Origin of the sequence: Marinicella meishanensis (assembly GCF_019931145.1) — a bacterium.
Lineage (GTDB): Bacteria > Pseudomonadota > Gammaproteobacteria > Xanthomonadales > Marinicellaceae > Marinicella > Marinicella meishanensis.
On record NZ_JAIOUV010000003.1, the window covers coordinates 160,991 to 184,449 of the forward strand.

The 23,459-nt window shown below is 51.2% G+C and carries 26 protein-coding genes; 17 read left to right on the plus strand and 9 right to left on the minus strand.

The features are described from left to right. Positions 1-47: 47 nt before the first annotated feature. The 4 genes from K7G70_RS05590 to K7G70_RS05605 all read right to left on the minus strand — a co-directional run bounded on the left by K7G70_RS05590 (position 48) and on the right by K7G70_RS05605 (position 3,516). Positions 48-1,340 carry a PDZ domain-containing protein gene (locus K7G70_RS05590; protein WP_223787624.1) on the minus strand — a complete coding sequence of 431 codons (1,293 nt, stop codon included), beginning with the start codon at positions 1,338-1,340 and terminating at the stop codon, positions 48-50. 26 nt (positions 1,341-1,366) lie between these two features. After that, positions 1,367-1,840: a hypothetical protein gene (locus K7G70_RS05595; RefSeq protein WP_223787625.1), complete on the minus strand. Its 474-nt coding sequence runs from the start codon at positions 1,838-1,840 to the stop codon at positions 1,367-1,369. After that, positions 1,824-2,375, minus strand: a complete 552-nt coding sequence (locus K7G70_RS05600) for an RNA polymerase sigma factor (RefSeq protein ID WP_223787626.1) — start codon at positions 2,373-2,375, stop codon at positions 1,824-1,826. The genes K7G70_RS05595 and K7G70_RS05600 overlap by 17 nt, the downstream gene beginning before the upstream one ends. A gap of 61 nt (positions 2,376-2,436) precedes the next feature. Further along, positions 2,437-3,516 (minus strand): glycosyltransferase, encoded by a 1,080-nt coding sequence (locus K7G70_RS05605; RefSeq protein WP_223787627.1) that lies wholly within the window; start codon positions 3,514-3,516, stop codon positions 2,437-2,439. 99 nt (positions 3,517-3,615) lie between these two features. Here K7G70_RS05605 and K7G70_RS05610 point away from each other — a divergent pair, with 99 nt between their 5' ends. Genes K7G70_RS05610 through K7G70_RS05625 form a run of 4 tightly spaced genes read left to right on the plus strand, consistent with a single transcriptional unit; the run spans position 3,616 to position 7,506 of the window. After that, positions 3,616-4,296 carry a glycosyltransferase family 2 protein gene (locus tag K7G70_RS05610; RefSeq protein ID WP_223787628.1) on the plus strand — a complete coding sequence of 227 codons (681 nt, stop codon included), beginning with the start codon at positions 3,616-3,618 and terminating at the stop codon, positions 4,294-4,296. Beyond that, on the plus strand, positions 4,293-4,637 hold the full coding sequence (locus tag K7G70_RS05615; protein WP_223787629.1) for a DUF2304 domain-containing protein: 345 nt from the start codon (positions 4,293-4,295) through the stop codon (positions 4,635-4,637). Before K7G70_RS05610 ends, K7G70_RS05615 begins: the two co-directional genes overlap by 4 nt. A gap of 11 nt (positions 4,638-4,648) precedes the next feature. Beyond that, positions 4,649-5,818, plus strand: a complete 1,170-nt coding sequence (locus K7G70_RS05620; RefSeq protein WP_223787630.1) for a glycosyltransferase — start codon at positions 4,649-4,651, stop codon at positions 5,816-5,818. Continuing rightward, positions 5,815-7,506 carry a DUF8614 domain-containing protein gene (locus K7G70_RS05625; RefSeq protein ID WP_223787631.1) on the plus strand — a complete coding sequence of 564 codons (1,692 nt, stop codon included), beginning with the start codon at positions 5,815-5,817 and terminating at the stop codon, positions 7,504-7,506. The genes K7G70_RS05620 and K7G70_RS05625 overlap by 4 nt, the downstream gene beginning before the upstream one ends. A 33-nt stretch (positions 7,507-7,539) precedes the next feature. Here K7G70_RS05625 and K7G70_RS05630 read toward each other — a convergent pair whose 3' ends face one another. Together K7G70_RS05630 and K7G70_RS05635 are read right to left on the minus strand one after the other, a co-directional pair. Further along, complete coding sequence (locus K7G70_RS05630; RefSeq protein ID WP_223787632.1) at positions 7,540-8,970, minus strand: hypothetical protein; 1,431 nt, start codon at positions 8,968-8,970, stop codon at positions 7,540-7,542. Then, the gene (locus tag K7G70_RS05635) at positions 8,970-10,094 is read right to left on the minus strand and encodes a hypothetical protein (protein WP_223787633.1); all 1,125 of its coding nucleotides are present in this window, start codon (positions 10,092-10,094) and stop codon (positions 8,970-8,972) included. The genes K7G70_RS05630 and K7G70_RS05635 overlap by 1 nt, the downstream gene beginning before the upstream one ends. 274 nt (positions 10,095-10,368) lie before the next feature. On the opposite strand from K7G70_RS05635, the gene K7G70_RS05640 reads away from it, so the two are divergent. From K7G70_RS05640 to cgtA, 4 genes are all read left to right on the plus strand, one after another. Continuing rightward, positions 10,369-11,142, plus strand: coding sequence for an FHA domain-containing protein (locus K7G70_RS05640; protein WP_223787634.1), 774 nt, complete (start codon positions 10,369-10,371; stop codon positions 11,140-11,142). A gap of 139 nt (positions 11,143-11,281) precedes the next feature. Further along, positions 11,282-11,590 (plus strand): 50S ribosomal protein L21, encoded by a 309-nt coding sequence (gene rplU, locus K7G70_RS05645; RefSeq protein ID WP_223787635.1) that lies wholly within the window; start codon positions 11,282-11,284, stop codon positions 11,588-11,590. A 13-nt stretch (positions 11,591-11,603) separates the two neighbouring features. Continuing rightward, on the plus strand, positions 11,604-11,864 hold the full coding sequence (gene rpmA / locus K7G70_RS05650) for a 50S ribosomal protein L27 (protein WP_223787636.1): 261 nt from the start codon (positions 11,604-11,606) through the stop codon (positions 11,862-11,864). Positions 11,865-11,956: 92 nt separating this feature from the next. Then, the gene (cgtA, locus tag K7G70_RS05655) at positions 11,957-12,982 is read left to right on the plus strand and encodes an Obg family GTPase CgtA (protein ID WP_223787637.1); all 1,026 of its coding nucleotides are present in this window, start codon (positions 11,957-11,959) and stop codon (positions 12,980-12,982) included. 12 nt (positions 12,983-12,994) lie between these two features. Here the strand turns inward: cgtA and gcvA are convergent, their stop codons facing one another. Beyond that, the gene (gene gcvA, locus K7G70_RS05660; RefSeq protein WP_223787638.1) at positions 12,995-13,915 is read right to left on the minus strand and encodes a transcriptional regulator GcvA; all 921 of its coding nucleotides are present in this window, start codon (positions 13,913-13,915) and stop codon (positions 12,995-12,997) included. A gap of 511 nt (positions 13,916-14,426) precedes the next feature. On the opposite strand from gcvA, the gene K7G70_RS05665 reads away from it, so the two are divergent. From K7G70_RS05665 to ykgO, 3 genes are all read left to right on the plus strand, one after another. Continuing rightward, positions 14,427-15,371, plus strand: a complete 945-nt coding sequence (locus K7G70_RS05665; RefSeq protein WP_223787639.1) for a GGDEF domain-containing protein — start codon at positions 14,427-14,429, stop codon at positions 15,369-15,371. A 76-nt stretch (positions 15,372-15,447) separates the two neighbouring features. Then, positions 15,448-16,152: a 2OG-Fe(II) oxygenase gene (locus K7G70_RS05670; RefSeq protein WP_223787640.1), complete on the plus strand. Its 705-nt coding sequence runs from the start codon at positions 15,448-15,450 to the stop codon at positions 16,150-16,152. 107 nt (positions 16,153-16,259) lie between these two features. Next, entirely contained in the window at positions 16,260-16,385 is a 126-nt protein-coding gene (gene ykgO / locus K7G70_RS05675; RefSeq protein WP_077412593.1) for a type B 50S ribosomal protein L36, read from the plus strand. Between the two features lie 72 nt (positions 16,386-16,457). Here the strand turns inward: ykgO and K7G70_RS05680 are convergent, their stop codons facing one another. Together K7G70_RS05680 and yhbY are read right to left on the minus strand one after the other, a co-directional pair. Next, positions 16,458-16,838 carry an Mth938-like domain-containing protein gene (locus K7G70_RS05680; RefSeq protein ID WP_223787641.1) on the minus strand — a complete coding sequence of 127 codons (381 nt, stop codon included), beginning with the start codon at positions 16,836-16,838 and terminating at the stop codon, positions 16,458-16,460. Positions 16,839-16,841: 3 nt separating this feature from the next. Next, entirely contained in the window at positions 16,842-17,168 is a 327-nt protein-coding gene (gene yhbY, locus K7G70_RS05685) for a ribosome assembly RNA-binding protein YhbY (RefSeq protein ID WP_223787642.1), read from the minus strand. A gap of 74 nt (positions 17,169-17,242) precedes the next feature. On the opposite strand from yhbY, the gene K7G70_RS05690 reads away from it, so the two are divergent. From K7G70_RS05690 to queA, 6 genes are read left to right on the plus strand one after another with little or no spacing between them, the layout of a single operon-like run. After that, entirely contained in the window at positions 17,243-17,860 is a 618-nt protein-coding gene (locus K7G70_RS05690) for an RlmE family RNA methyltransferase (RefSeq protein WP_223787643.1), read from the plus strand. A 28-nt stretch (positions 17,861-17,888) separates the two neighbouring features. After that, a complete protein-coding gene (ftsH, locus tag K7G70_RS05695; protein WP_223787644.1) occupies positions 17,889-19,820 on the plus strand; it encodes an ATP-dependent zinc metalloprotease FtsH in 1,932 nt (643 codons plus the stop codon). A gap of 9 nt (positions 19,821-19,829) precedes the next feature. Next, positions 19,830-20,657 carry a dihydropteroate synthase gene (gene folP / locus K7G70_RS05700; RefSeq protein WP_223787645.1) on the plus strand — a complete coding sequence of 276 codons (828 nt, stop codon included), beginning with the start codon at positions 19,830-19,832 and terminating at the stop codon, positions 20,655-20,657. Beyond that, complete coding sequence (gene glmM / locus K7G70_RS05705; protein ID WP_223787646.1) at positions 20,650-21,981, plus strand: phosphoglucosamine mutase; 1,332 nt, start codon at positions 20,650-20,652, stop codon at positions 21,979-21,981. Before folP ends, glmM begins: the two co-directional genes overlap by 8 nt. Further along, positions 21,978-22,409 carry a copper chaperone PCu(A)C gene (locus K7G70_RS05710; protein WP_223787647.1) on the plus strand — a complete coding sequence of 144 codons (432 nt, stop codon included), beginning with the start codon at positions 21,978-21,980 and terminating at the stop codon, positions 22,407-22,409. Before glmM ends, K7G70_RS05710 begins: the two co-directional genes overlap by 4 nt. 22 nt (positions 22,410-22,431) lie before the next feature. Beyond that, positions 22,432-23,457, plus strand: coding sequence for a tRNA preQ1(34) S-adenosylmethionine ribosyltransferase-isomerase QueA (queA, locus tag K7G70_RS05715; protein WP_223787648.1), 1,026 nt, complete (start codon positions 22,432-22,434; stop codon positions 23,455-23,457). Positions 23,458-23,459 lie beyond the last annotated feature (2 nt).

Genomic DNA, 23,459 nt, shown 5'->3' on the forward strand with positions numbered 1-23,459 from the left:
ATAGGGACCTTGGCTTGTTTCGTGAAATAAGCCAAGGTCCGGTGGTTTTAGGATTCCAGATACAGGGTTTCTTTTTCGCGGATGATCTCAATTTCGAAGGATTCATCGGCTTTGAATTGAGACATGATTTTAACCACATCTTTGGGTGATTTCACATCCTGGCCATTGATTGAAAGGATCACATCACCGTCTTGTAAGCCCAGCTTGTTGTCCTGATCCACTTCCAACACCAACACCCCTTGGCTGGTACCGAAGTATTTGCCCAAAGATTCGGTGACGGTGGAAAAATGGTGTTTGCTGCCCAGCCATTGGTTCATCTTGCTGCCGGAGAAGAAGTAGGCATCATGATCACCGGTGGTCACCACCCGAATGTCGTGATCCCCCAAGCCTTCGACCATTTGATCCAAGTGCGCCACATCCACATGCAACCCTTCAAACAGGCTGTCCAGATCGCCGGTACCAAATTTAAAGTCCTGCCCTGAAGAAGAGAACCAGTTCTTATCACCGCTCAATTCCATGATAATGTCTGGAGAATCCAGCACCTTTGCTGTCACATCCATGGTGATGGTTTGACCATCACGCAGCACTTCAATCACACTGACGTCGCCGGCTTGGTGGTCCATGGCGATGAATTCGGTTAAGCCCAAACCACTTTTGGCAGTGCTTTGACCATCGATGTTAACCACCACATCGCCTTTTTGGATGCCGGCTTCAGCGGCGCCACTGTCAGGCACCACCGACATGATTTCCCAACCATTGTCTTTGACCGAGGCCATGAAACCAAAACGGGGTTTGTCATCGGCAATTTTCGCCACATTGCGATCCAGCTTAATCACTTTGCGGTGCACTTCGGCATCACCTGCCTCAATGCCGTGCTCAGCCATCAATTCATCGACCAAGACATTGATGTCGGTGCCGTCGGTGACGTCAAAAGTGCGTTCAATGGTCTCGACATTGCCATTGTGGTCCTTTTTCAAAACCACGGTGGCTTGGCCATTGGCCAAGTTCATGTCGATGTCACCACTTTTTTGCACCCACACCATCTTGTTGTGGCTGCCATCGCCCAGGCGAATGACTTCTTTGTGGATTTGTTTGTCACCATCATCGGCCACTCCATGGGCTGCCAAAATGGCGGCAATTTCGGCATCGATGTCGGTGTCGGGGCCGACCACAAAAGTGTCTTCAAAGGTTTGGCTTTGGCCGTTGACTTCTTTGACCACGACCACCGTGCCGTTGCCTTTTTTGACTTCAACATTGACGTCGACGCCTTCTGTGGTGGCGGCCCCGGCCAAGGGACTGGTGGCCATCAAACTGGCCAGAATTGCGGTTTTTAATTTCATCATTTCACCTTAAATAATTGAGTTGTTTAAATTACGGATTGGCGTGCTGGTGGCCGATACTTTTTCTGTAATGCCACCAGATCGTCCAGAATTTCGAGCTTGGCATGCAGTAACTCGAGTTTATGGCTGGGGTTGTTGGTTTGCGCGATGTTCTGATCCAACTGATCCAACCAATTTTCCATGGAAACCATTTTTTCCAAGATCGGCGAGCCCGGCTCTGAATGATTGATCACTTCATTGCGGACCACGTCTTCGATCATGGCGATTTTGTGGGTCAAGGCCGCCAGGGCCTGATCCTGATTGTTATTTGGGTTGCTGGGCCATTGCCACAGCAACACCGCTGCCAGCACCGCAGCGGCCATGGCTGGCAAGCGGAAGCTGCGTTGTCTTTGGTGTTGGTGCACCCGGTCCATGATGGCGTCAAAGCCATCGCGGGGTGGCAACAATTGGGGTTCGGCCCGCAGGGTTTGACCGATGCGTTCGTCAGAGGCGTTGTTCATTGTGTGGCTCCTGATTTTGTAACCATTTGGTCAGCAGCTGTTTGCTGCGGGCCAATTGTGATTTGGAAAAACTGGTGGACATTTGATACAGCTCGGCAATTTCCTGGTGGGTCATGCCCTCCACTTCATACAACCACAGCACCGAGCGTGACAACGGTGGCAGCTGGCCCAACAACAAACCCAAGTCGTGTTGGTAATCATAGGTCAGTTGTTCATTGATGGCTTCGGCATCCGGCAGCTTGTGCTCCCATTGGTGGTGGTTCTTTTTGATCAGATCCAGACAGTGGTTGATGACGATGCGCCGCAACCAAAATCCAAACGCCACTTTGCCTGACCATTGGGTGATTTTCTGAAACGCGGTGATGAATGCGTTTTGCATGGCATCCTGGGCATCATCCCGGTTTTGCAACATGCGAAAGGCCAGGTTATAGACCGGGGTAGAAAACGTGTCATACACTTGGCGACAAGCCGATTGTCGGCCCTTGAGGACCTGGGCTTTGGTGATGTCGTCAATGGTTTGGTTGAAATAGCTCAAAGTTTCAATGTTGCTTGCTGTATACCCTGAAGACTGAGTTTAGGTCCAAAGGGTCGCAGGATCACAGAAATTCTTTGATTTTTTGCAGGAAAATGCGGGTATCAAAGCCCTGAGCACGGGCTTCACAGGCGCTGCGCATGCGGGCGGCTCGGGGGGCGTCCAGTTGCCCCACGGCTTCGATCAGCTGCCCAACCAAGTCTTCGTCGGCCACATAAATCCCGGTTTCCTGATCGTGCACCGATTCCAACAGGCCGCCATGGTCTGAACAAATCACCGGTTTGCCAGCCGACATGGATTCCACCGGCGACATGCCAAAATCCTCATCTGTGGGAATGTATATGGTGGCGATGCATTGACCCATCAGTTCGCGCAGTTGGGCGTCACTGAGCCAGCCGGTGAAACGGATGTTGGGGTTGCCTTGGGCCAAGTGTTGCAGCTGTTTGGTTTGTTCGCCGCCTGAGGCCACCACCAGTTTTTTGTGGGGCATGCGGTTGAACGCCTGAATGACCTGGTCCACCCGTTTCAATTCGTCATGACGGGCCAAGGACAAATAATAGTCGCTTTGTCCCTGCCAAGTGAAGCGCCCGGTGTCACAGGGTGGGTAAACCACCTGGGCCTCCTGCTGGATGCTGTCTTTGATCCGTTGTTGCACGTAATGGGAATTGGTCAACACCACGTCCATGTTGGCCACCGCGGCTTCATATTGGGGTTGAAACCATTGGATCAGGCGGCGAAAAGCCCATTGTTTCAAGGGGTTCATGCTGGCCATGTAATGGGCTTGTTTGTCATACACGAAGCGGGGCGGGGTGTGACAGTAAAAAATCGACTTGGCCTGTGGGTAACGGTGCACCGCCAAAGGGCTGGCCACACCACTGTAGATCACCGCGGCATAGGGCAACTCAATGGCTGGGTGGCGTCGAAAAGCGCGGGCCAAATGCCAGGTTTTGATGCCATGGATGCGACTGAGGGCCCGCAAGTTTTTGACCTCACCAGGTAAATCACTCAGATCAAAGGAGTCCGGTCCAATGTGCCCAGTCAGCAGGTCGGCACCCAAGCCAGCTGCCAAGGTATGAACCAGGCGTTCGCCACCACCCATGATGTGAAACAAGTCGTGAACAATGAGGGTTTTGTTGGGTTCCATGGTGCCGGCCTGATGCGCGTGAAAAAAATGAAAAAAACCACCACTCCGGTGGACAGTTGATATATAAAGTGTGCTTTATTTTAAATCAAGTCGTCGTTCATGAAGACACTTATTGTGATTCCGGCATTCAATGAAGAACAAAATTTGCGGAATCTGTTGCCCATCCTCAATGCCGAGGTCAGTCACGATGTGGTGGTGGTGAATGATGCCAGCACCGATGCCACTGCTGAGGTGGTCAAAGCACATGGTTTGGTGTGTTTGACCCTGCCCATTCAATTGGGTGCTTGGGGGGCGACCCAAACCGGCATCCGTTATGCCGTGAAAAAGGACTATGACCAAGTCATCACCATGGATGCCGACGGTCAACATTTACCCCATGAGGTGGCGGCGCTGATCCAACAACGGCAAACCACCGATGCCAATGTCATCATCGGCACCTTTCCGTCGCGATTGAGCCGCTTGAAAAAATTGGCTTGGAAATATTTCAAACTGTTGACCCACATCAAAATTGAAGATTTGACTTCAGGGTTTCGCCTGTATGACAAGTCAGCCATTCAGGTGCTCTCTTCGCGCCAGGCGAGCATGCTGGATTACCAAGATGTGGGGGTTTTGTTGATACTTTTGGGAGCGGGATTAAAAATCAATGAAGTTCCTGTTAAAATGCTGGACCGCAATGACGGCAAGTCCAGGGTGTTCAGTTCCTGGATGGTGGTTTTGAAGTACATGATTCAAACCACCACTTTATGTATCGCAAACATGGGAACCAGACCAACAAAATGACCAACATCACCATCCTCATCATCGGCGCCATCTTGTCCATCAGCATCTTATATTTGGTGCGCAAAGGCAAAATGCATGGACCATACGCCACCTGGTGGCTGCTGGTGGCGGTTTCGGCCATTGTGCTGTCCATCTTTCCCAACATCGTCGACTGGGTCGCGGCTCAGGTTGGCATCACCTATCCGCCCACCTTGTTGTTGGTGTTGGCCATCAGCATGATCCTGATTCGGATGTTGACCATGGACATGGCCCTGACCCGCAAAGAACGTAAAATCAGGCGTTTGACACAAAAAATGGCGATTTTGGAAGCAGCCCTGGATCAAACCAAAGACCGGCACTGACCAGGCATTCAATGAATATCCTGCACATCGGCAAGTTCTATCCACCGTATCGCGGTGGCATGGAGACTTACCTGTGTGATCTGGCCCGCGAACAAGTCCAACAAGGCCACCAGGTCTCGGTGTTGGTACACAACCACGACTGGGGTCGGTTCAGTTCAGGCACCGCAGCGACCGAAGAAGCGGGTGTCCAGGTGGTGCGGTTGCGGTCCTGGCGGCCCATCTTGTTCACTCCCTTGATGCGGGGGCTGAATCGCTGGTTGAAGCATTTCATCAACACCCAACCAGTGGATTTGATTCACCTGCATTTGCCCAACCCCAGTTTGTTTGTCTTGTTGTTGAACCGTTCCGCCCGGGACATTCCCTGGGTGGTCAGTTGGCACTCCGACATGGTGACTGATCACAGTGGTGGTTTGATGCGCCTGCTGTATCGACTGATTCGCCCATTGGAAACCCGCTTGCTCAAGCGGGTATCGCGGATTTTGGTTTCCACCCAAGCCTATGCCGATCATTCACCCGTGTTACAACGGCATGCCAACAAAACCCATGTGTTGCCGTTGGGCTTGCGCACCAATGAATTGGAGCAGCGGGATGGCGATGAAACACAGGCCAGTGCGCAATGGGCCGAGCACAGCTGGGTTGCCAAGGGCTTCAGAATCCTGCACTTGGGGCGCCTGACATTTTATAAAAACCAAGCCATGTTGATTGCCGCCATGGCCGATCTGCCTGACTGTCAACTGCAAATCGTTGGCGATGGCGGCCTGCGTGCTTCGCTCGAATTGGCCATCGAACGTCATCAGGTGGTCGATCGAGTGCAACTGGCCGGTGCCCAAAGCTGGCAACGCATCCATGCGCTGTATGCCAGCTGTGAGCTGTTTTGCCTGGCCTCCAATGACCGGGCTGAGTCGTTCGGGGTGGTGTTGTTGGAAGCGATGTACCACAACAAAATCATCTTGGTCCCAGACACCGTTGGCTCGGGCATGCGTTGGTTGGCCGAACAATACAACAAGGGTTTCGTGTTCAACAACAATGATCCAGCCGATTTTGTGCGGCAAGTGCAAGCAATTCAAGCCAACCATGCTGCGATTGCCGCCAGACCCCAACAATTCGATTTCGCCATGCCGGCCATTGCCCAGCGCATGGCTGAACATTACCTAACCATCATCAACCGGAGATCACCATGAACAAACGCATTCAATTGCTGGGCCTGCTTGGCTGGTGTTGCCTGCTGGCAGCCTGTCAGTCAGAGCCCGATGGCGCGACTGACCAAGCCGAGTTGGCACCTGCAGAGCCAGCAGCACCAGTGAGCGTAGTCGTTGACACCGCAGCCGAGCACCCGTTGCTGAAGAAATACGCTGAATTTGAATTGACCAGTGATTTGTCGCACCTCACGCAAAACCAAAAAGACCTGCTGCCGTTTTTGATCGCGGCCGCAGAAATCATGGATGAGTTGTTTTGGTTACAAAGCTATGGACCCAAAGAACCATTTTTGGCCGGTATTGAAGACCCCAATTTGAGGCAGTTTGCTGCCATCAATTACGGACCTTGGGATCGCTTGGCCGGTGATCAACCGTTTTTGCCGGGGTATGCCGAGAAATTCACCGGGGCCAATTTTTATCCGGCGGATCTGGACAAAGCCGATTTTGAGGTCAATGGCACAGCGTCCATGAAGGGTTTGTATACCTATGTTAAGCGCGATGCCGAAGGCCAATTGATGGCGGTGCCATACCACAAAGCCCATCAAGCGGCCTTGGCCAAAGCTGCTGACTTGCTGCGCCAAGCCGCGCGTCTGGCCGAAGACCCAGGCTTTCAAGACTACTTGTTGCTGCGCGCAGAGGCCTTGATCACCGATCAATTCAAAGCCTCAGACTTGGCCTGGATGGACATGAAAAACAATGCCATCGACGTGGTCATCGGGCCGATTGAAACCTATGAGGACCAACTGTTTGGTTACAAAGCCGCCTATGAGGCCTATGTGCTGATCAAAGATTTGTCTTGGAGTGAAAGGCTGGCCAAGTACGCGGCCTTCTTGCCCCAGTTACAAGCCGAATTGCCGGTGGCGGACCGCTTCAAATCAGAGACACCCGGCACCGATTCGGATTTGAATGCCTATGACGCGATTTACTATGCCGGTCATTCCAACGCGGGCAGCAAAACCATTGCCATCAATTTACCCAACGATGAAACCGTGCAATTGGAAAAAGGCACCCGGCGTTTACAATTGAAGAATGTGATGCAGGCCAAGTTTGAAAAGATTCTGGTGCCGATTGCGGCACAAGTGGTGAGCCCGGAACAACGCCACCACATCACTTTCAACGCCTTTTTTGCCAACACCATGTTTCATGAAGTGGCCCATGGTCTGGGGGTGAAAAACACCATCAATGACCAGGGCACCGTCAGAACGGCATTGAAAGAATTGGCCTCTCCTATGGAAGAAGGCAAAGCCGACATTCTGGGCCTGTACATGGTGGAGAAGTTGCATAAAATGGGCGAATTGGAGGCCGGTGAAATGATGGATTATTACACCACATTCATGGCCGGGATTTTCCGCTCAGTGCGCTTTGGCTCAACCTCAGCCCATGGTGTGGCCAACGTGCTGCGGTTTAATTATTTCGCCGACCAAGGGGCCTTCAGTTTTGACCCCGCCACCGGACACTATTCGGTGGATCCGGAAAAAATGTCGGCAGCGGTGGCTTCCTTGTCAGAGAAGATCCTGACCCACCAAGGATTGGGTGATTATCCAGGCGTGCAACAGTGGTTCCAAGAAAAAGGCCAAATCAATGAACAATTGGCCGCTTCATTGAAGCGCATCAACCAAGCCGGTATCCCGGTGGATGTGGACTTCAAACAAGGCGGATCTTTGATTCAATGAGTCTGCTCAGCCACTGAACCACCAAGCCCTGCTTCATGCAGGGCTTTTTTGTGCCGCTGTGGATTGGTTTGTCGCGGCGGTCGACCATTGGGCAAACAAACCAAACAACAAAAACACATAACACGGTGTGAGTTGCAGGACGATGCGATTGATCGCGGTCATGTCCAGGGCCCATTGGCTGGCCGGGGTGAAATAGAACAAAAACAGGAACGCCGCCAATGCCATGATCAAAAACACCTGCGGTACCCGGGTGGTGGGGTCGGGTGCTGACCTGAGCGGACTCAACAACAACCAGGGCAGGCCCAACCAAATCAGCCCCCAATTGTTTTGCCACAACAAACCGGTGAGCAAGGCATCGGTGATGTCCACCCACCCGATGGGAAAATCAAACAGGTGAAACAATGCAATGCGATCTGGGGTGAATGCCAGATCACCCCAAGGACTGGCCCACTGCAAACCGCCAGCAAGCAAAATCACACCCAGCACTGAACCCACGCCCAACAGCAGCAGCCAGCGATGACGGCCTGGCGCCATGCGGCACCAACCATAAGCCAACACAAACACCATCAACCAAACCCAGCCTTCCAATTTCAGCAAAGGCAACATGGCCACATAGGCCAACACCGTCAGGCCCAAGCCTGTGGGCTGGTTTTGCGACGATGCTTTGGCATCAAAATAGTCAATCAAGCTGACCATGATCAACAACACATACAGGCCCAGCCAAAGGTCGGCATAGCCATGGATCATCAAATGATTACCCATCAATGGGGTGGTGTACAACACCCCCGCCGCCAACAGCAACCAGGGTGTGGCAGCGCCCATTTTGCGCAGGCGATTGACCACCAACCAGGTCATCATGGCAAAGGCAAACAGCAACACCACATGCATCACCGCAAAAGAATCGTGGCTCAATGCCATCGGCAGGAAATACAACAAGGACAAACCGTCTGGATAACTGGCAGAGGGGTTGAAAAACGCCTGGTCTTGAGCCAACCAGGCCTCCCAGCTGACAATGTCGGCCGCCAAGCCATGGTTGATCCATTGTTGGGCTTTGCCTTCCCAGACGATCCATGAGTCCCAGGCCAGGTTGGGCAGCCAGCTGCCATTGCGCCACAGCAACCAGGAAGCCAGCAGCATCAGCAACAAGACCAGCCCTTGGCTGGGCTCAGGACGCCATTTCAAGGACAGTGGCCGCTGCACCAGCCACTGCCGCAAAACACAGACCATGGTTGCGAGTAACACCACGCCCAAGCACCACCACAAGCCAGTGAGTCCCCAGCCGGTCCATTGCCACAGGTTGAGCATGACCACGTGCAGAAACACCCCTTGAAAGAAGGCGTGGGGCATGAAATCAGTCGCCTGACCAATGGGGCTGTGGCTGCCCCGGATCCAATGAAACGCACAGCGGGCGCCCCCACCCAGCAGCAAGAAGTAAGCCATGTATGCAGCAGCGAGCCAGGCCATCACACTTTCCTCATCAAACAATAATGGCGATCCAGGTGCAACACGGTGACCTGACCCTTGAGCCATTCATGTTGTTCAGGTTGTTCGCAGAATCGCCATGCCTGGCGGCTCAAAACAAACACATGGCGGTCATCGGTTTGGGCCAACATGCGTGAAAACCCGGAGTCCAACGCAACGTTGTGGTCAAACAGGTGACGCATCAACCTGAGGTGGAAAAAATCTTTGGGACCCACCAAGATCAGCTTTTGAGGCTGTGCCGATGGGTTGGGGTGTAAGGGCAACTGGCGCTTGATGGCTTGGGCCAGCTGGCGTGCTTCCTGGTCCAATTGATTCAAGTTGACCGGGTCTTCACTGAAGGCCTGGGCCAATTGCTGGTGTTGTCGCCAATGGTTGTTGAGGTAAATGCCGGTTGGTAACAACCAGCCAATGAGCAGGGTATACAACAGGTGATGGGGTCGCAGTTTCAGCCCGGTTAACAACAGGGCGCTGAGCAACAGCCACAGACCCAATCGCTGGATCAAGCCTTTGAGGTGGGGGTCTTGGCTGGCCGTGTAGCCGTTGATTGAGCTGAATTTCACCGCAGTCAGGTCCATCCATTCACTGCGATTGATGGCCCATTGGTTGCCGATGTTGGCTTGGGTGAAAGCAATGGACTGAAAAGTCACGGCGCGTTCAAAGCGGCTCACGTTGCCCAATTCATGGTTGGCCTCCAGCAACAAATGCAAATCGGTGATGGCGGTGGCTTCGCTGGTTTGAAAATCAAATGGGGTGAGTGAGTGACTGGTTTGGTTAATGGGTACCCGGTGAGGGACGCCATTGACTGACCAATTGAGGCTGAAGCGGACATCCAAGCCCAAATCCAATCCCTTGAATTCAAGGACATGATAATGGCTCAAGTGCGCCGGCAACTTATCGGGTTCAATGTCAATCCGCAAAGTCCCCAAAACCCGGGCATGAAAGCGGTTGTCGCGGTAATAAAAAAAGCGGGGTTCCACATCCAGGTGTGATTTCAAATCCAAGGCCGTCTGCTTATCGTGCCGGTTGGTGGCGGGGGCTGGCAGCAACAAACATGTCATCAGCAACGCCAGGCTCAAGGCCCAGTAAGTGACTGGTTTTGTGATCACAGCTTGATGCTCCATTGGCTCGATTGGTGACATTATAAAGGAATGTACAGGAATCTTCTGGCACTTTTCTCAAGCCCCTGATCTGCCGCCCAATGGGGTGGTGACAGTGGCGCCCAGTTCACCGCCTGTGAACAGCTGTGTTCAGGCGTCAGAACGACACATGTTAATTCAATGTCTCTGGCTGGAACTGTGACAGGCCTCAACTATTTAAGAATTAAGATTGAAATCTGCGCCACAATGCAGCTAAAATCTTTTGACAAAATGGCTTATTTAGATGTATTTAGTTATTGAAAACACAAAAAAATCTTTCTCATTTCCAGAGAGCAAAACGTTGCTGGTGGGTAATGATTTTGATTGTGACATCCAAATCAATCACCCGAAAATCTGGGGCCGCCATTTCGCCATCACCCAGCAACCATATGGCTGTGTGCTACAAATCTTCAATGATCGGGTGAAAGTCAACAACGAATGGGTGCATGAACAATGCATGCTGGACACCGGTGATGTGTTGTTGGTTGATGACTTGCGTTTTCGCTTGTTGGATGATGAGTACATCCCCAAAGATTCATCGATCAACCACACCAACATCACCATCAGCGACACCACCAATGAATCTTCGGTCTATGGCATCCGCAGTTTTGCAGCCGACTCCATGGGACGATTCATCATCGATGATTACCACCATCAAGATGGTTGGCATGTGTTTCGGCACAACAATGAACTGCACTTTGTCGACAACAAACAAACCACTTTTTTGAATGGTCTGCAAATCGCCCAAGCCAACCTCAGCAACGGTGACGTGATTTCCAATGAGGTGTATAAATACAAAATCGAACTGCCTGGCACCTCGGGATTTTCCAAGTTCAGTCCCTCACACCCACGCAATGTGCAACTCAGTGAGGCCATGTTGGATGCCAGCAAAGTGACCGGGCCGACCGAAAAAGCCAGTTCTAAATTTGGCTTTTTGAAGAATAATTTGTGGTGGCTGACCTTATTGGTGGGCTTGATCATCCTGGTTTTGGTGATCATGAATAACCCCAATCGGTGAGCCCTCAAGGCCCTTTCTGCGCCTGCTTAGCCCAGATCTGGCCGTCTGCTTAAATTCTGTGCAAATATCAGTTGACCGGCCTGGCTTATTTCAGTAAAATCCCCGCTCTTTTAAAGAACAACCGAATTGGAGTAGTTTCATGCACGCAGTTGTAGCTACAGGTGGCAAACAATACAGAATCAAAGAAGGCGACGTCATTAAAGTGGAGTCGTTGCAGGTTGAAGCGGGTGATAAAATCAAGCTGGACCAAGTTTTGATGCTGTCCGATGGTGAAAACATTGAAATCGGCAAACCCTTGCTGGAAGGCAAATCGGTTTCTGCTGAAGTGTTGTCAAATGGCCGCCACAAAAAAGTAAGAATCATCAAATTCAAGAGACGTAAGCACCACATGAAACAAATGGGTCATCGTCAAAATTACACTGAATTGAAAATCACTAAAATTGGATAAGAGGTAAAACGTCATGGCTCATAAGAAAGCAGCAGGTAGTACCAATAACGGTCGCGATTCGAATCCTAAGTACCTGGGTGTCAAAATGTACGGTGGTCAAGCTGCCATTGCTGGTAACATTTTAGTGCGCCAACGGGGTACCAAATTTCATGCCGGCGACAACGTTGGCATGGGTAAAGACCACACTTTGTTCGCCCTGAAAGACGGTGTGGTTAAGTTTGCCAAGAAAGGCAAAAACACCCGTCAATACGTTTCGGTCGAAACCCAAGGTTAAACCAGCCCACATTTGAATCTGTGGTCAGATTCGTAGCAAAAGCCCACCCCCGAGGTGGGCTTTTTTTGTCCTGATCAGATACAATCAATGCCATGAAATTCGTAGATGAAGTCAAAATCACCGTTAAAGCCGGCAATGGCGGCAGCGGTTCGGCCAGCTTTCGGCGGGAAAAATTCATCGCTTATGGTGGTCCCGATGGGGGTGACGGCGGGCATGGCGGCAGTGTCATTTTGCAAGGTGATCAAGGCTTGAATACCCTGGTCGATTTTCGCCACAAAAAGCGGTTTGAAGCGGCCAATGGCGAATCGGGCAAAGGCCGTCAGATGTATGGCAAAGGGGGCGATGACCTGATCATCAAAGTGCCCACGGGGACTGAGGTCTACGACTTGGAAACCGATCAAAAAATCGGCGACATCACCAACCATGAACAGCAGTTGGTGGTGGCCCAAGGGGGCAAAGGCGGACTGGGTAACATGCACTTCAAAAGCTCGGTCAACCGCGCTCCCAGACAATTCACTTCAGGTGAGGCCGGCCAGTTGCGCGAACTCAAATTGGAATTGAAAGTGCTGGCCGATGTCGGTTTGTTGGGCTTCCCCAATGCCGGTAAATCGACCTTTGTCAATGCCATCTCAAAAGCCAAGCCCAAAATTGCCGATTATCCTTTCACCACTTTGTACCCGGCCTTGGGTGTGGTGCCAGTCAGTGCCGACACCAGTTTTGTGGTGGCGGACATTCCAGGCATCATCGAGGGCGCGGCCGAAGGGGCTGGCCTGGGCATTCAATTCCTCAAGCACTTGCAGCGCACCGGCTTGTTGTTGCACATGGTTGAATTGCCGGCATATGAAGGGCTGTCAGATCCGGTGCTGCAATTCCAACAGTTGACCAAAGAACTGGGTCGTTTCTCTGAGCATCTGCATGAAAAGGACCGCTGGTTGGTGTTCACCAAAGCCGATTTGACCACCCCCGAAGAAGCCGCAGAATTGGCTGCTGAATATGCCCAAGCCATGGGCTGGGAAGGTAAATACTACCTGATTTCTTCGATCAACAAATCTGGTCTGGATGAATTGATCAACGACATGGCCAAGCACTTGTTTGGTGAGACCGACGATTGGGCTTGATGCCTGCGGTGTTCAGCCTTGCTTGAACTGTTCGGCCTCGGCAAACAGCCATTGGCGAATGATTTGTAGTTTTTGATCGTGTTCGGTGGCCTCAGGATACACCAAGTAATAGGACATCTTGCTCTTGAGCTTGACGTCAAATGGCGCCACCAATAACCCCCGTTTGATGTCATCCTGCACCAACGGGGTGCGCCCCAAGGCAAAGCCTTGGTGGTTTTCCACCGCTTCAAGCATCATGGCCATGTGACTGAAACGGGTGCCCCTTAACTTGGGTATGGGTGACATGCCCACGGCAGTGAACCAATCGTGCCAATCCTCGGTGGTGAAATCTTCATGATACAGGTTGGCCTGCAACAGGGTTTCGGGTAGTAACTTACCGGCATACGAATCATGCAGTTTTTTGGAACACACCGGAAACACCTCTTCTTCCATCAACAACTCAGCCTTCAGTCCGGGGTAGTTGGGGTCAGCAGAATACCGAATGGCGATGTCGCAATCGTCTTTATTGAAATCGGTTAGCCACTCAAAAGCAGAGATGCGCACATCCAATTCATGGTGTTGCTGTTGGAATTTCCAGATTCTTTTCGACAGCCACTTGCTGGCGAAGGAGGGCAACACCGAAATGTTCAAGGTTCCAGAGGTGTCTTTGTTTTTTAACTGTCGCGTGGCCTTTTCGATGCTTTCCAAGGCACTGCGCAAAGAAATGTAATACAAACGGCCATCAAAAGTCAGTTTCAGTGAGCGGTTGTATCGATCAAATAATTTCACCCCGGTCATGTTTTCCAGATTTTTGATTTGATGGCTGATGGCAGCCTGGGTGACGTGCAATTCTTCGGCGGCTTTGGTGAAGCTCAACAGGCGGGCTGACGCTTCGAAGGCTTTGATGGAGCGCAGTGAAGGGATGTTTTTGTATTGGGTCGCCATGATTCGCATTAGTATAATTTATCCGAATGACAAAAACAATTAGCTTGTCAAAATGCATAACGACTGTAAAATGGCGTCCTGAGTTTGATTCGAACGGTTGTTTAAAAAATATTTGAATAAATCAAAATTATTTGAACTTTTTTTTGAAATCCGCATCAAACACCGTATCTGCCAGCATTGATATGCAGAATTTGAACTTCAGATTCACATTATATTCATGTTGCATCGGTAGAATTATAGTTAACAATTTTCATTGTTCCCCGAAATCGCAAGATTTCAAGCATGTGATCTTCACATGCGACAAATAGCTGAGGTTTTCCTCCCTCTTCCTCAGCGAAATACTTCAGGCGTCATACACATGACGCCTTTTTTTTGTCTTGAATTTGTCAAATTCGGCCATTGCCCCTGTTTTTTGGCCACGAAACAAGCAAAAACTTGTAAAAAAATGTCAAAAACCCTGGATTTCATGCAATAAGTCAAGCACGGCTTTGGTGAATCAGGTTAGAATTAAATCGTGTGTATGGCTGTACCTGTGGGTGATTTTGCAGAAATCACGGACCTGTTCAGCCCTTGTGTGGAGTTGCTTGCGTTCAATATGCCCTTGCTCAGTAAAATCATTGTCGTGATATTGGCTTTGGCCGGCTTTGTGATCTACGACATCGCTTACCTTGAACCGGTTGATGACATCCGTGTATTCAATGTGGTTTTCGAATTCTCTTTCGCCATCATGGCCCTGGTCATGTTCCTGGTGATCGAAAGCCTCAAAGGCAAATCGTTTTATCAATTTTTGAATGCCGGTTTCCTGTTGTTGTTCATCTCCATGTATGTGGATGGCTTGGATCAGTTTTACTTGCATGGCGAAATGTATACCGCCGTGGCAGAAAAGGCCACCATGTTCACTGGCTTTATTTTGCTGTTTGTTGGCATCAACAAATGGATCGTCGAACACGGCAACTTAAACAAAAAGTTGGAAAACCAGGCATTCACCGATGAACTCACGGGGCTGTACAACCGCCGCGGGCTGTTGAAAAAGTTCGAAGCCATGATGATGCAAGCCGACGCCGAAGGGCAGGCCATGTCCATCATCATTGCCGACCTGGATGACTTCAAAGAATTCAATGACACCTTCGGCCATTTGGCCGGTGATGATTTTCTTGCTGAACTGGGCTGCCATTTGTTGGGCATGATGGGTGAACAGCAAGTGATCGGACGTTGGGGCGGTGAAGAGTTTGCCATCGGTTTGTTGGGCAGTGAATTGCAGCAGGCGCTGGCATTTGCCGAGAGGTTGCGCTTAAACGTGGCCCAAATTGAATTGCCCAAAGGCATGAGCAAACACCGCGTGACCATCAGCATGGGGGTGTGTGAAAAGGCCGCTGATGAAAGCCTCATGGATGCCGTCAAACGGGCTGACCGTTCGCTGTACCAAGCCAAAAATTTGGGCAAAAACCAAGCCATCGCCTCTTAAGCAACCGAATAATCGCTTGAAACCCAGCCCAACATTTTCCATAATGCTGCTGGTTTAATCGTATCAGGTATCGGGTTTGAGTCAATTCATCGAAATTTATGACGGCGCATTGAGTGCTGAATTCTGTCAGCAATGCATCCACAAGTTTGAGCAAAGCAAAGAACAACACAAGGGACGCACCGGCCATGGTGTTGATCCCATCAAAAAGCACAGTTCCGACATCACCATCACCCAATCCGCCGATTGGCAAGCTGAAATTCAACATTTGCAACAGGTGGTGCTGCAAGGCCTGATCCAATACATCCGCAAGTACCCCTTTGCTTTGGTGGGTTCGATCGCTTTGCAGGTGCAAACCCCTGATGGGGTGGAGCAGATTTCTTATGTGGACATTCCCAAGTTGAATGACGATTCATTGGCCAAGTTGATCCAAACGGTGTTTCGCTTGGGATCAATCAACATCCAAAAATACGACCAGAAACAAGGTGGTTACTTCTATTACCACTCAGAAATTTATCCCCATCCCAACGACCAAGCCAACGATGCCTTACACCGCAAACTGTTGTGGATGTTTTATTTGAATGACGTTGAGCAAGGCGGTGAAACCGAGTTTTATCACCAACAGGTGGTGACCAAGCCGAAACAGGGCAGTCTGGTCATCGCCCCAGCTGGCTTCACCCACACCCACCGGGGCAACATGCCTGAATCCAATGACAAATACATCTTCACTTCCTGGGTGTTGTATCAGCGGGCCGAACAACTGTATGGCCAGCCAGTCGCTTGAACATCCGGTGCTGGCCTGGCAAATACCCGAGAATTAACGCAAAAAGGGTTTGCAGTTTGTTGGCAGATGGGTATAATTTCCAATCTTTTTAAGACCAGCGGTAAATTATGAAAGTTTTATCATCTTTGAAATCAGCCAAGACTCGTTCACGAGACTGCAAAGTGGTTCGCCGCCGTGGTAAGGTTTTTGTGATTTGTAAATCAAATCCAAAATTGAAAGCACGTCAAAGATAAACCGCTGATTGACTGAATTCTGTAAAAGCCCTCCATCGTGAGGGCTTTTTTGTGTCTGGGGCAAAAAAGGTGTCAGCGCTCGCCTTCAATCAGCATCAAACAAACCGCTTGTCGGCTTTCAGACAACAACACATTGAACGTGCGCGCGGCGGCTTGGTTGTGCAACACCTCCAAACCAATGTTTTGTTGCACCAGCGGCTGTAAGATGTCGGTGGCAGGAAACACGATGTCGGCACCGGTGGCCAACAGCACCACTTCCGGTTGGTAATCACACAATTCAGCCATCAAAGACTCGGTCAAGTCTGTCACCGCAGTCACCGCCACTGGCTTGATGGCCTGGTGGCTGGGAATGATCAAGCTTTGTTGGTGAACCTGGGCGTTGATGATGCATTGATGGGCTTGGGCCGAAGTGATCAAATTGGGGTGTTGCAACCGATTTTCTGACAAATCCATGGTTTATTTGGGCAGTTCGAAGACAGGTTTTTTGGGGTTGGCTCGATACAGGGTCAGGACTTGGCCAATGCTTTGTACTTTTTCAGCCTGACTGGCTTTGATCAGTGCCTCACTGATGGTCACGCGTGCTTCGCGATCGGCCCGTATTTTGACTTTGATCAATTCGTGCTGATTCAAGCAAATTTCCAGCTCGTTGAGGATGTTTTCGGTGATGCCTTTGTCGGCAATGGTCAGCACCGGTTTGGTGTGGTGGGCAACACCACGGAGGAATTTGATGGCTGACTTGCTCAGCGCCGGCTTGGTGGATTTATTTGCAGCTTTGTTTGACATTCAGTGATACACTTTTGTAGTAAACTCGCATTTTATCATTTTACCGTGTACATGGCATGACTTCGTGAATCAATATGAGCAGAAGCAAAAGTTCCAATCAATGGCTCAAAGAACATTTTGATGACCAATTCGTCAAACAGTCACAAGAGTCGGGTTTTCGCGCCAGATCGGCCTACAAGCTGATCGAGATCGCCGAAAAATTCAAGCTGTTCAATGGCTTGCAGGCGGTGGTTGACCTGGGCGCGGCACCGGGTGGCTGGTGTCAGGTGGTCAAAGCCAAAGCGCCCAAAACTGAGTTGGTCATCGGCTTGGATTTGTTGCCGATTGAACCCATAGAAGGGGTTGAATTCATCCAAGGGGATTTCACCGAAGATGCAGTTTATGAACAGCTGCTGAGGCTGTTGGGAAACCGCAAAATAGACCTTGTATTATCGGATATGGCCCCCAACTTAAGTGGCATGAGTGCCATGGATCAGCCGCGCAGCATGCTGCTGGCTGAAATGGCATTGGAATTTTGTCAACAGGCATTGCAACCTGGCGGTGCCCATGTTGTCAAACTGTTTCAGGGTGAAGGTTTTGATCAACACATGCAAAACCTGCGCCAATTGTTTAACAAAGCAGTGATATACAAACCCAAGTCGTCGCGCCCCAGATCCAGGGAAGTCTTTGCGGTGGCCACCGGTTACAAGTAACCCACATCATTGCCAGCAGAGACTGATTTTGAATAACATAGCGAAAAACATTTTATTGTGGGTGGTGGTGCTGATGGTGCTGATGAGTGTGTTCAGCAGCATGGTGCAACAGCCACAAAAACAAGGCCAAATCGTCTACTCTGAATTCATCAACATGGTGCAAAGCGGCCAGATTGAAGAAGTCGAGATTGACCAGGAAGGTTTGGTGCACCGAAAGATCACGGCATTGACCAAAAACAATGAAAAAATCTTGGTCCAAGGCGGCAACGATCCCAACTTGGAAGACGACCTGATTTTGAACAATGTGAAATATTCGGTCAAAGAACCCCCTTCACAGGGTTGGGGATGGCGCATCTTTGAAACCATCTTCCCGATTTTGTTGTTCATTGGTTTGTGGTTCTTGATCATGCGCCAAATGCAAGGCGGTGGTGGTAAAGGTGGGGCCATGAGTTTTGGCCGCTCCAAAGCCAAATTGATGACCGAAGATCAAAACAAAGTCACCTTTGCTGACATGGCCGGGGCCGAAGAGGCCAAGGAAGAGGTGACCGAAGTGGTGGATTTCTTGCGGGACCCCACCAAATTCCAAAAGCTTGGCGGTCACATCCCCCGTGGGATTCTGATGGTCGGCTCACCCGGTACCGGCAAAACACTGCTGGCCCGGGCCATTGCCGGTGAGGCCAAAGTGCCGTTTTTCACCATTTCCGGTTCTGATTTTGTGGAAATGTTTGTCGGTGTCGGTGCCTCTCGGGTTCGTGACATGTTCGAACAAGCGAAAAAGAATTCACCGTGCATCATCTTCATTGATGAAATTGATGCCGTCGGTCGCCAACGTGGTGCTGGATTGGGTGGCGGTCATGATGAACGCGAACAAACCCTGAACCAGTTGCTGGTGGAGATGGATGGTTTCGAAGGCAATGAAGGTGTTATTGTCATCGCCGCCACCAACCGCCCCGACGTGTTGGACCCCGCTTTGTTGCGTCCAGGTCGTTTTGATCGCCAGGTGGTGGTACCATTGCCTGATATTTTGGGTCGCGAAGCCATTCTGAAAGTGCACATGAAAAAAGTGCCCTTGGCTGATGATGTGGTACCGTCTTTGATTGCCCGCGGAACCCCGGGTTTCTCCGGTGCCGATTTGGCCAATTTGGTCAACGAAGCCGCGCTGTTTGCAGCCCGTGAAAATAAAACCGAAATCAGCATGGAGTTGTTCGACAAAGCCCGCGACAAAATCATGATGGGCGCCGAGCGCAAATCCATGGTGATGAAAGAAGAAGAAAAGCGCAACACCGCTTACCATGAAGCCGGACATGCAATTGTTGGTCTGAAAGTGCCGGAACACGATCCGGTCTACAAAGTGACCATTATTCCGCGTGGACGGGCTTTGGGTGTGACCATGTTTTTGCCCGAAGAAGACAAGTATTCTTACAGCAAAACGGCGTTGGAAAGCCAGATTGCCAGTTTGTACGGTGGTCGCATTGCCGAAGAAATCATCGGCGGTCCAGATGCCGTGACCACCGGTGCATCAAATGACATCGAACGGGCCACTGAAATCGCCAAAAACATGGTGACCAAGTGGGGTTTGTCTGAAATGGGTCCCTTGTCCTACTCAGAAGACGAAGGTGAAGTGTTCTTGGGTCGTCAAGTGACGCAACACAAGAACATGTCTGACACCACGGCTGAGATGATCGACAAAGAAATCCGCGAGATCATTGATCGCAACTACAACAAAGCAGAGAAGATTCTGAAAGAGCACCTGGACATCCTGCATTTGATGGCCGATGCTTTGATGAAATATGAAACCATTGATGCCAAGCAGATCAAAGAGATCATGGCCGGCCAGGAGCCCACGCCACCAGAAGGCTGGGACATTGACCTGCCGGATGACGATGCCGATGATGGCAGCAAAGGTGAAAAAAAGGATGCCAGTGATTCATCCATCGGCGGACCAGCTGAACAAGTCTGATTCGCTTTCATGAAAGACTATCAAGTGATGGGGGTCCTGAATGTGACCCCCGATTCATTTTCAGACGGCGGCAAATTCATTGACCTGGACGCCGCCATGCAGCAAGTGGACGCCATGGTCCAAGCCGACGTGGACTGGGTTGATGTGGGTGGTGAATCGACCCGACCCGGGGCCCAGCCGGTGACCACCGAGGCAGAAATGCAGCGCGTTATTCCGGTCATCCAGGCCATCAAACAGCGCCATCCGAATCTCAACATTTCCATTGACAGCAGCAAGCCTGAGGTGATGGAGGCGGCCGTCATGGCCGGCGCTTCCATGATCAATGACGTCAATGCCCTGCAGGCCGATGGCGCCATTGAAGTGGCGGTCAAACACGATGTCAAGGTGTGTTTGATGCACAAACAAGGATCCCCACAAACCATGCAAGATGATCCGGCCTATGACGATGTGGTGCAGCAGGTGTTGGATTTTTTTGAGCAACGGGTGGAAGACTGTCTGGCCCATGGTATGGATGCCGATGCCATCATTCTTGATCCGGGCATCGGTTTTGGCAAAACTTTGGCGCATAACATACAATTGATCCAAAACACGGCGACCTTCAAACAGATGGGTTTTCCGCTGTTGTTGGGGGTGTCCAGAAAGTCGATGTTTGGTGAACTGCTGGGACGACCGGTGGATCAACGACTGGCCGGTTCATTGGCGGTGGCGCAGTTTGCCTATTTGCAAGGGGCCGATTATTTTCGGGTGCATGATGTGGCCGCCACCGTGGATGTGCTGAAAACCAGCGAGGCCTTGATTGGTGGTGGGCTGACAGCGGGAGCAATGACAGATGAGTAAACAATATTTTGGCACCGACGGCATTCGTGGCAAAGTCGGTGGCTCGGTGATGACCGCGGAGTTTGCCCTGCGCTTGGGCTATGCCGCCGGCAAAGTCCTGGGTCAAGCCATGCCCAACAAAACCATCGTGATCGGTAAAGACACGCGGGTCTCTGGTTACATGTTGGAATCGGCCCTGGAAGCCGGTTTGTCCTCAGCCGGGGTCAACATCATCCTGTTTGGGCCGATGCCCACCCCCGCGGTGGCTTGGTTGACAAAAACCTTGCACGCCAGTGCCGGCATTGTGATCAGTGCATCACACAACCCTTATTTTGACAACGGCATCAAGTTTTTCAATGAACAGGGCCAAAAACTCAATGACGAACAAGAGTTGGCCATTGAAGCCTTGTTGGACCAACCGATGCAGATGGTGGATTCAGCCAGTCTGGGTAAAGCCAAACGCCTGGAAGACGTGGCTGGGCGCTACATTGAATTTTGCAAACGTGCGGCCAACCGCCAATTGTTGGCTGGCAAGAAGATCGTGTTGGATTGTGCCAACGGTGCCAGCTACCACATTGCCCCTCAAGTGTTTGCTGAATTGGGCGCTGACATCACCGTAATCGGCAACCAACCCGATGGCTTCAACATCAACCGCGACTGTGGTTCCACCGAAGTTTCGGTGCTCAGTGAAAAAGTGCTGGAGACCAAAGCCGACCTGGGCATTGCCCTGGATGGTGACGGTGACCGAGTGGTGATGGTGGACCACACCGGCAATGAAGTGAACGGTGATCAATTGATTTTCTTGGTGGCCAAACACCTGCATGAACAAGGACAGCTCAACGGCGGGGTGGTGGGCACTTTGATGTCTAACCAGGGCATGGAGGCCGGGTTGAAACAATTGGGCATTCCTTTCGTGCGAGCCGATGTGGGTGACCGTTATGTGCACCAGGAATTGACCGCCCGTGATTGGATCTTGGGGGGTGAATCATCGGGACACATATTGAATTTGAATTTGGCGGGAACCGGTGATGGCATCATCAGTGCCTTGATGGTGTTGGAAGTGATCATGGAACGGGGCGCCACTTTGAAAGAATTGGCGGCCGAAATGGCGTTGTACCCACAAGTGATGATCAACGTCCAGACTGAGCAACCCAAAGTCTTGGCCGAAAACGGCGAACTGACCCGGCAGGCACAACAGGTGGATGAACAACTGGGTGATGCTGGTCGGGTGTTGATACGACCATCGGGCACCGAACCCAAGTTGCGGGTCATGGTCGAAGCCAAAGACCCACAAGTGGCCACACAACATGCCAATGAATTGGCCCAACTGGCAAAATCCTTATGAATAAGCTGATTGTTTTGTGGGCTTTGCTCACCGCTGGCTGGGCTCAAGCCATCGAATTCCCAGCAGCCGATGACCTGTGGCTGCGGGCAGCACCGCCAGGGGTCAAGATGATGGCGGCCTATGTGACTCTGGACAACCAAACCGATGCCGAGCTGAGTTTGGTCGGGGTTTATGCGCCGGATTTTGGCACGGCCGAAATTCACCGCACCGTGGAAGTCGATGGTGTGTTCAAGATGCGCGAGCAAAAATCATTGCCGCTGGCACCCCAAGCCAGCATCACCATGGAACCCGGTGGTTTGCACCTCATGTTGATGATGCCCAAGCGGTCCTTTGCAATTGGCGATGAGGTGCGAATTTGTTTGATTTACGCCGATGCGGCTGGCACCGAGCACGTGCAACACCTGGATTTTCCCGTCAAACGACAGTGAGTTCTCAGCGCAGGAGTGAGACATGCAAAAAGCGGATTTTGATTTTGAATTGCCCACCGAGTTGATTGCCCAGCAGCCGCTGGCTGAACGCAGTGCCTCCCGGTTATTGAAACTCGACAAGACCACAGGTCAGGTCACCGACCGACGGTTTACCGACATCCTGGAGGAATTGAATCCAGGTGATTTATTGGTCTTCAACAACACCAAAGTCATCCCAGCCCGCCTGTTTGCCAACAAACCGACCGGTGGGCAAATCGAAGTGTTCATTGAACGTCTGCTCAACCCCCAGCAGGCCAAAGTCTTGCTCAAAGCCAACAAATCAGTCAGGTTGGGAACGCCCATTGAATTCGATGGCGAACCGCAGTTGCTGGTCAGTGCCAAGCAAGGCATGTTCTATCTGGTGGAAACCATCGGTGATTTGACTTTGTCTGAGCTCATGGATCGCTGTGGTCACATGCCATTACCGCCCTACATCAGTCGCCAAGCCAATGCGCAAGACAGCCGCCGTTATCAAACGGTTTATGCCGATGAACAACAAGCCGGAGCGGTGGCAGCACCCACCGCGGGGTTGCACTTTGATGAGGACTTGTTGGCCCAAATCAAAGCCAAAGGTGTCAAACTGGCATTCGTCACCTTGCACGTCGGCGCGGGCACTTTTCAACCGGTCAAAGTGGATGATTTGACTGAGCATCAAATGCACAAAGAGTGGCTGACCGTGGATCAGGCGGTGTGTGATTTGGTGCGCACCACCCAAGCCAATGGCCAGCGGGTGGTGGCCGTCGGCACCACCGCCGTCAGAAGCCTTGAAACCGCTGCGGCCAGTGGTCAGATTGAGCCCTATACCGGTGACACCCAAATTTTCATTTATCCAGGCTATGAGTTCCAATGTGTGGATGCCTTGATCACCAATTTCCATTTGCCTGAATCCACCCTGGTGATGTTGGTGTCGGCCTTGGCTGGTCGGGAAGCCATATTGCATGCCTATCAACACGCTGTGAACCAAAAATACCGCTTCTTCAGCTACGGCGATGCCATGTTGATTGTTTGAGG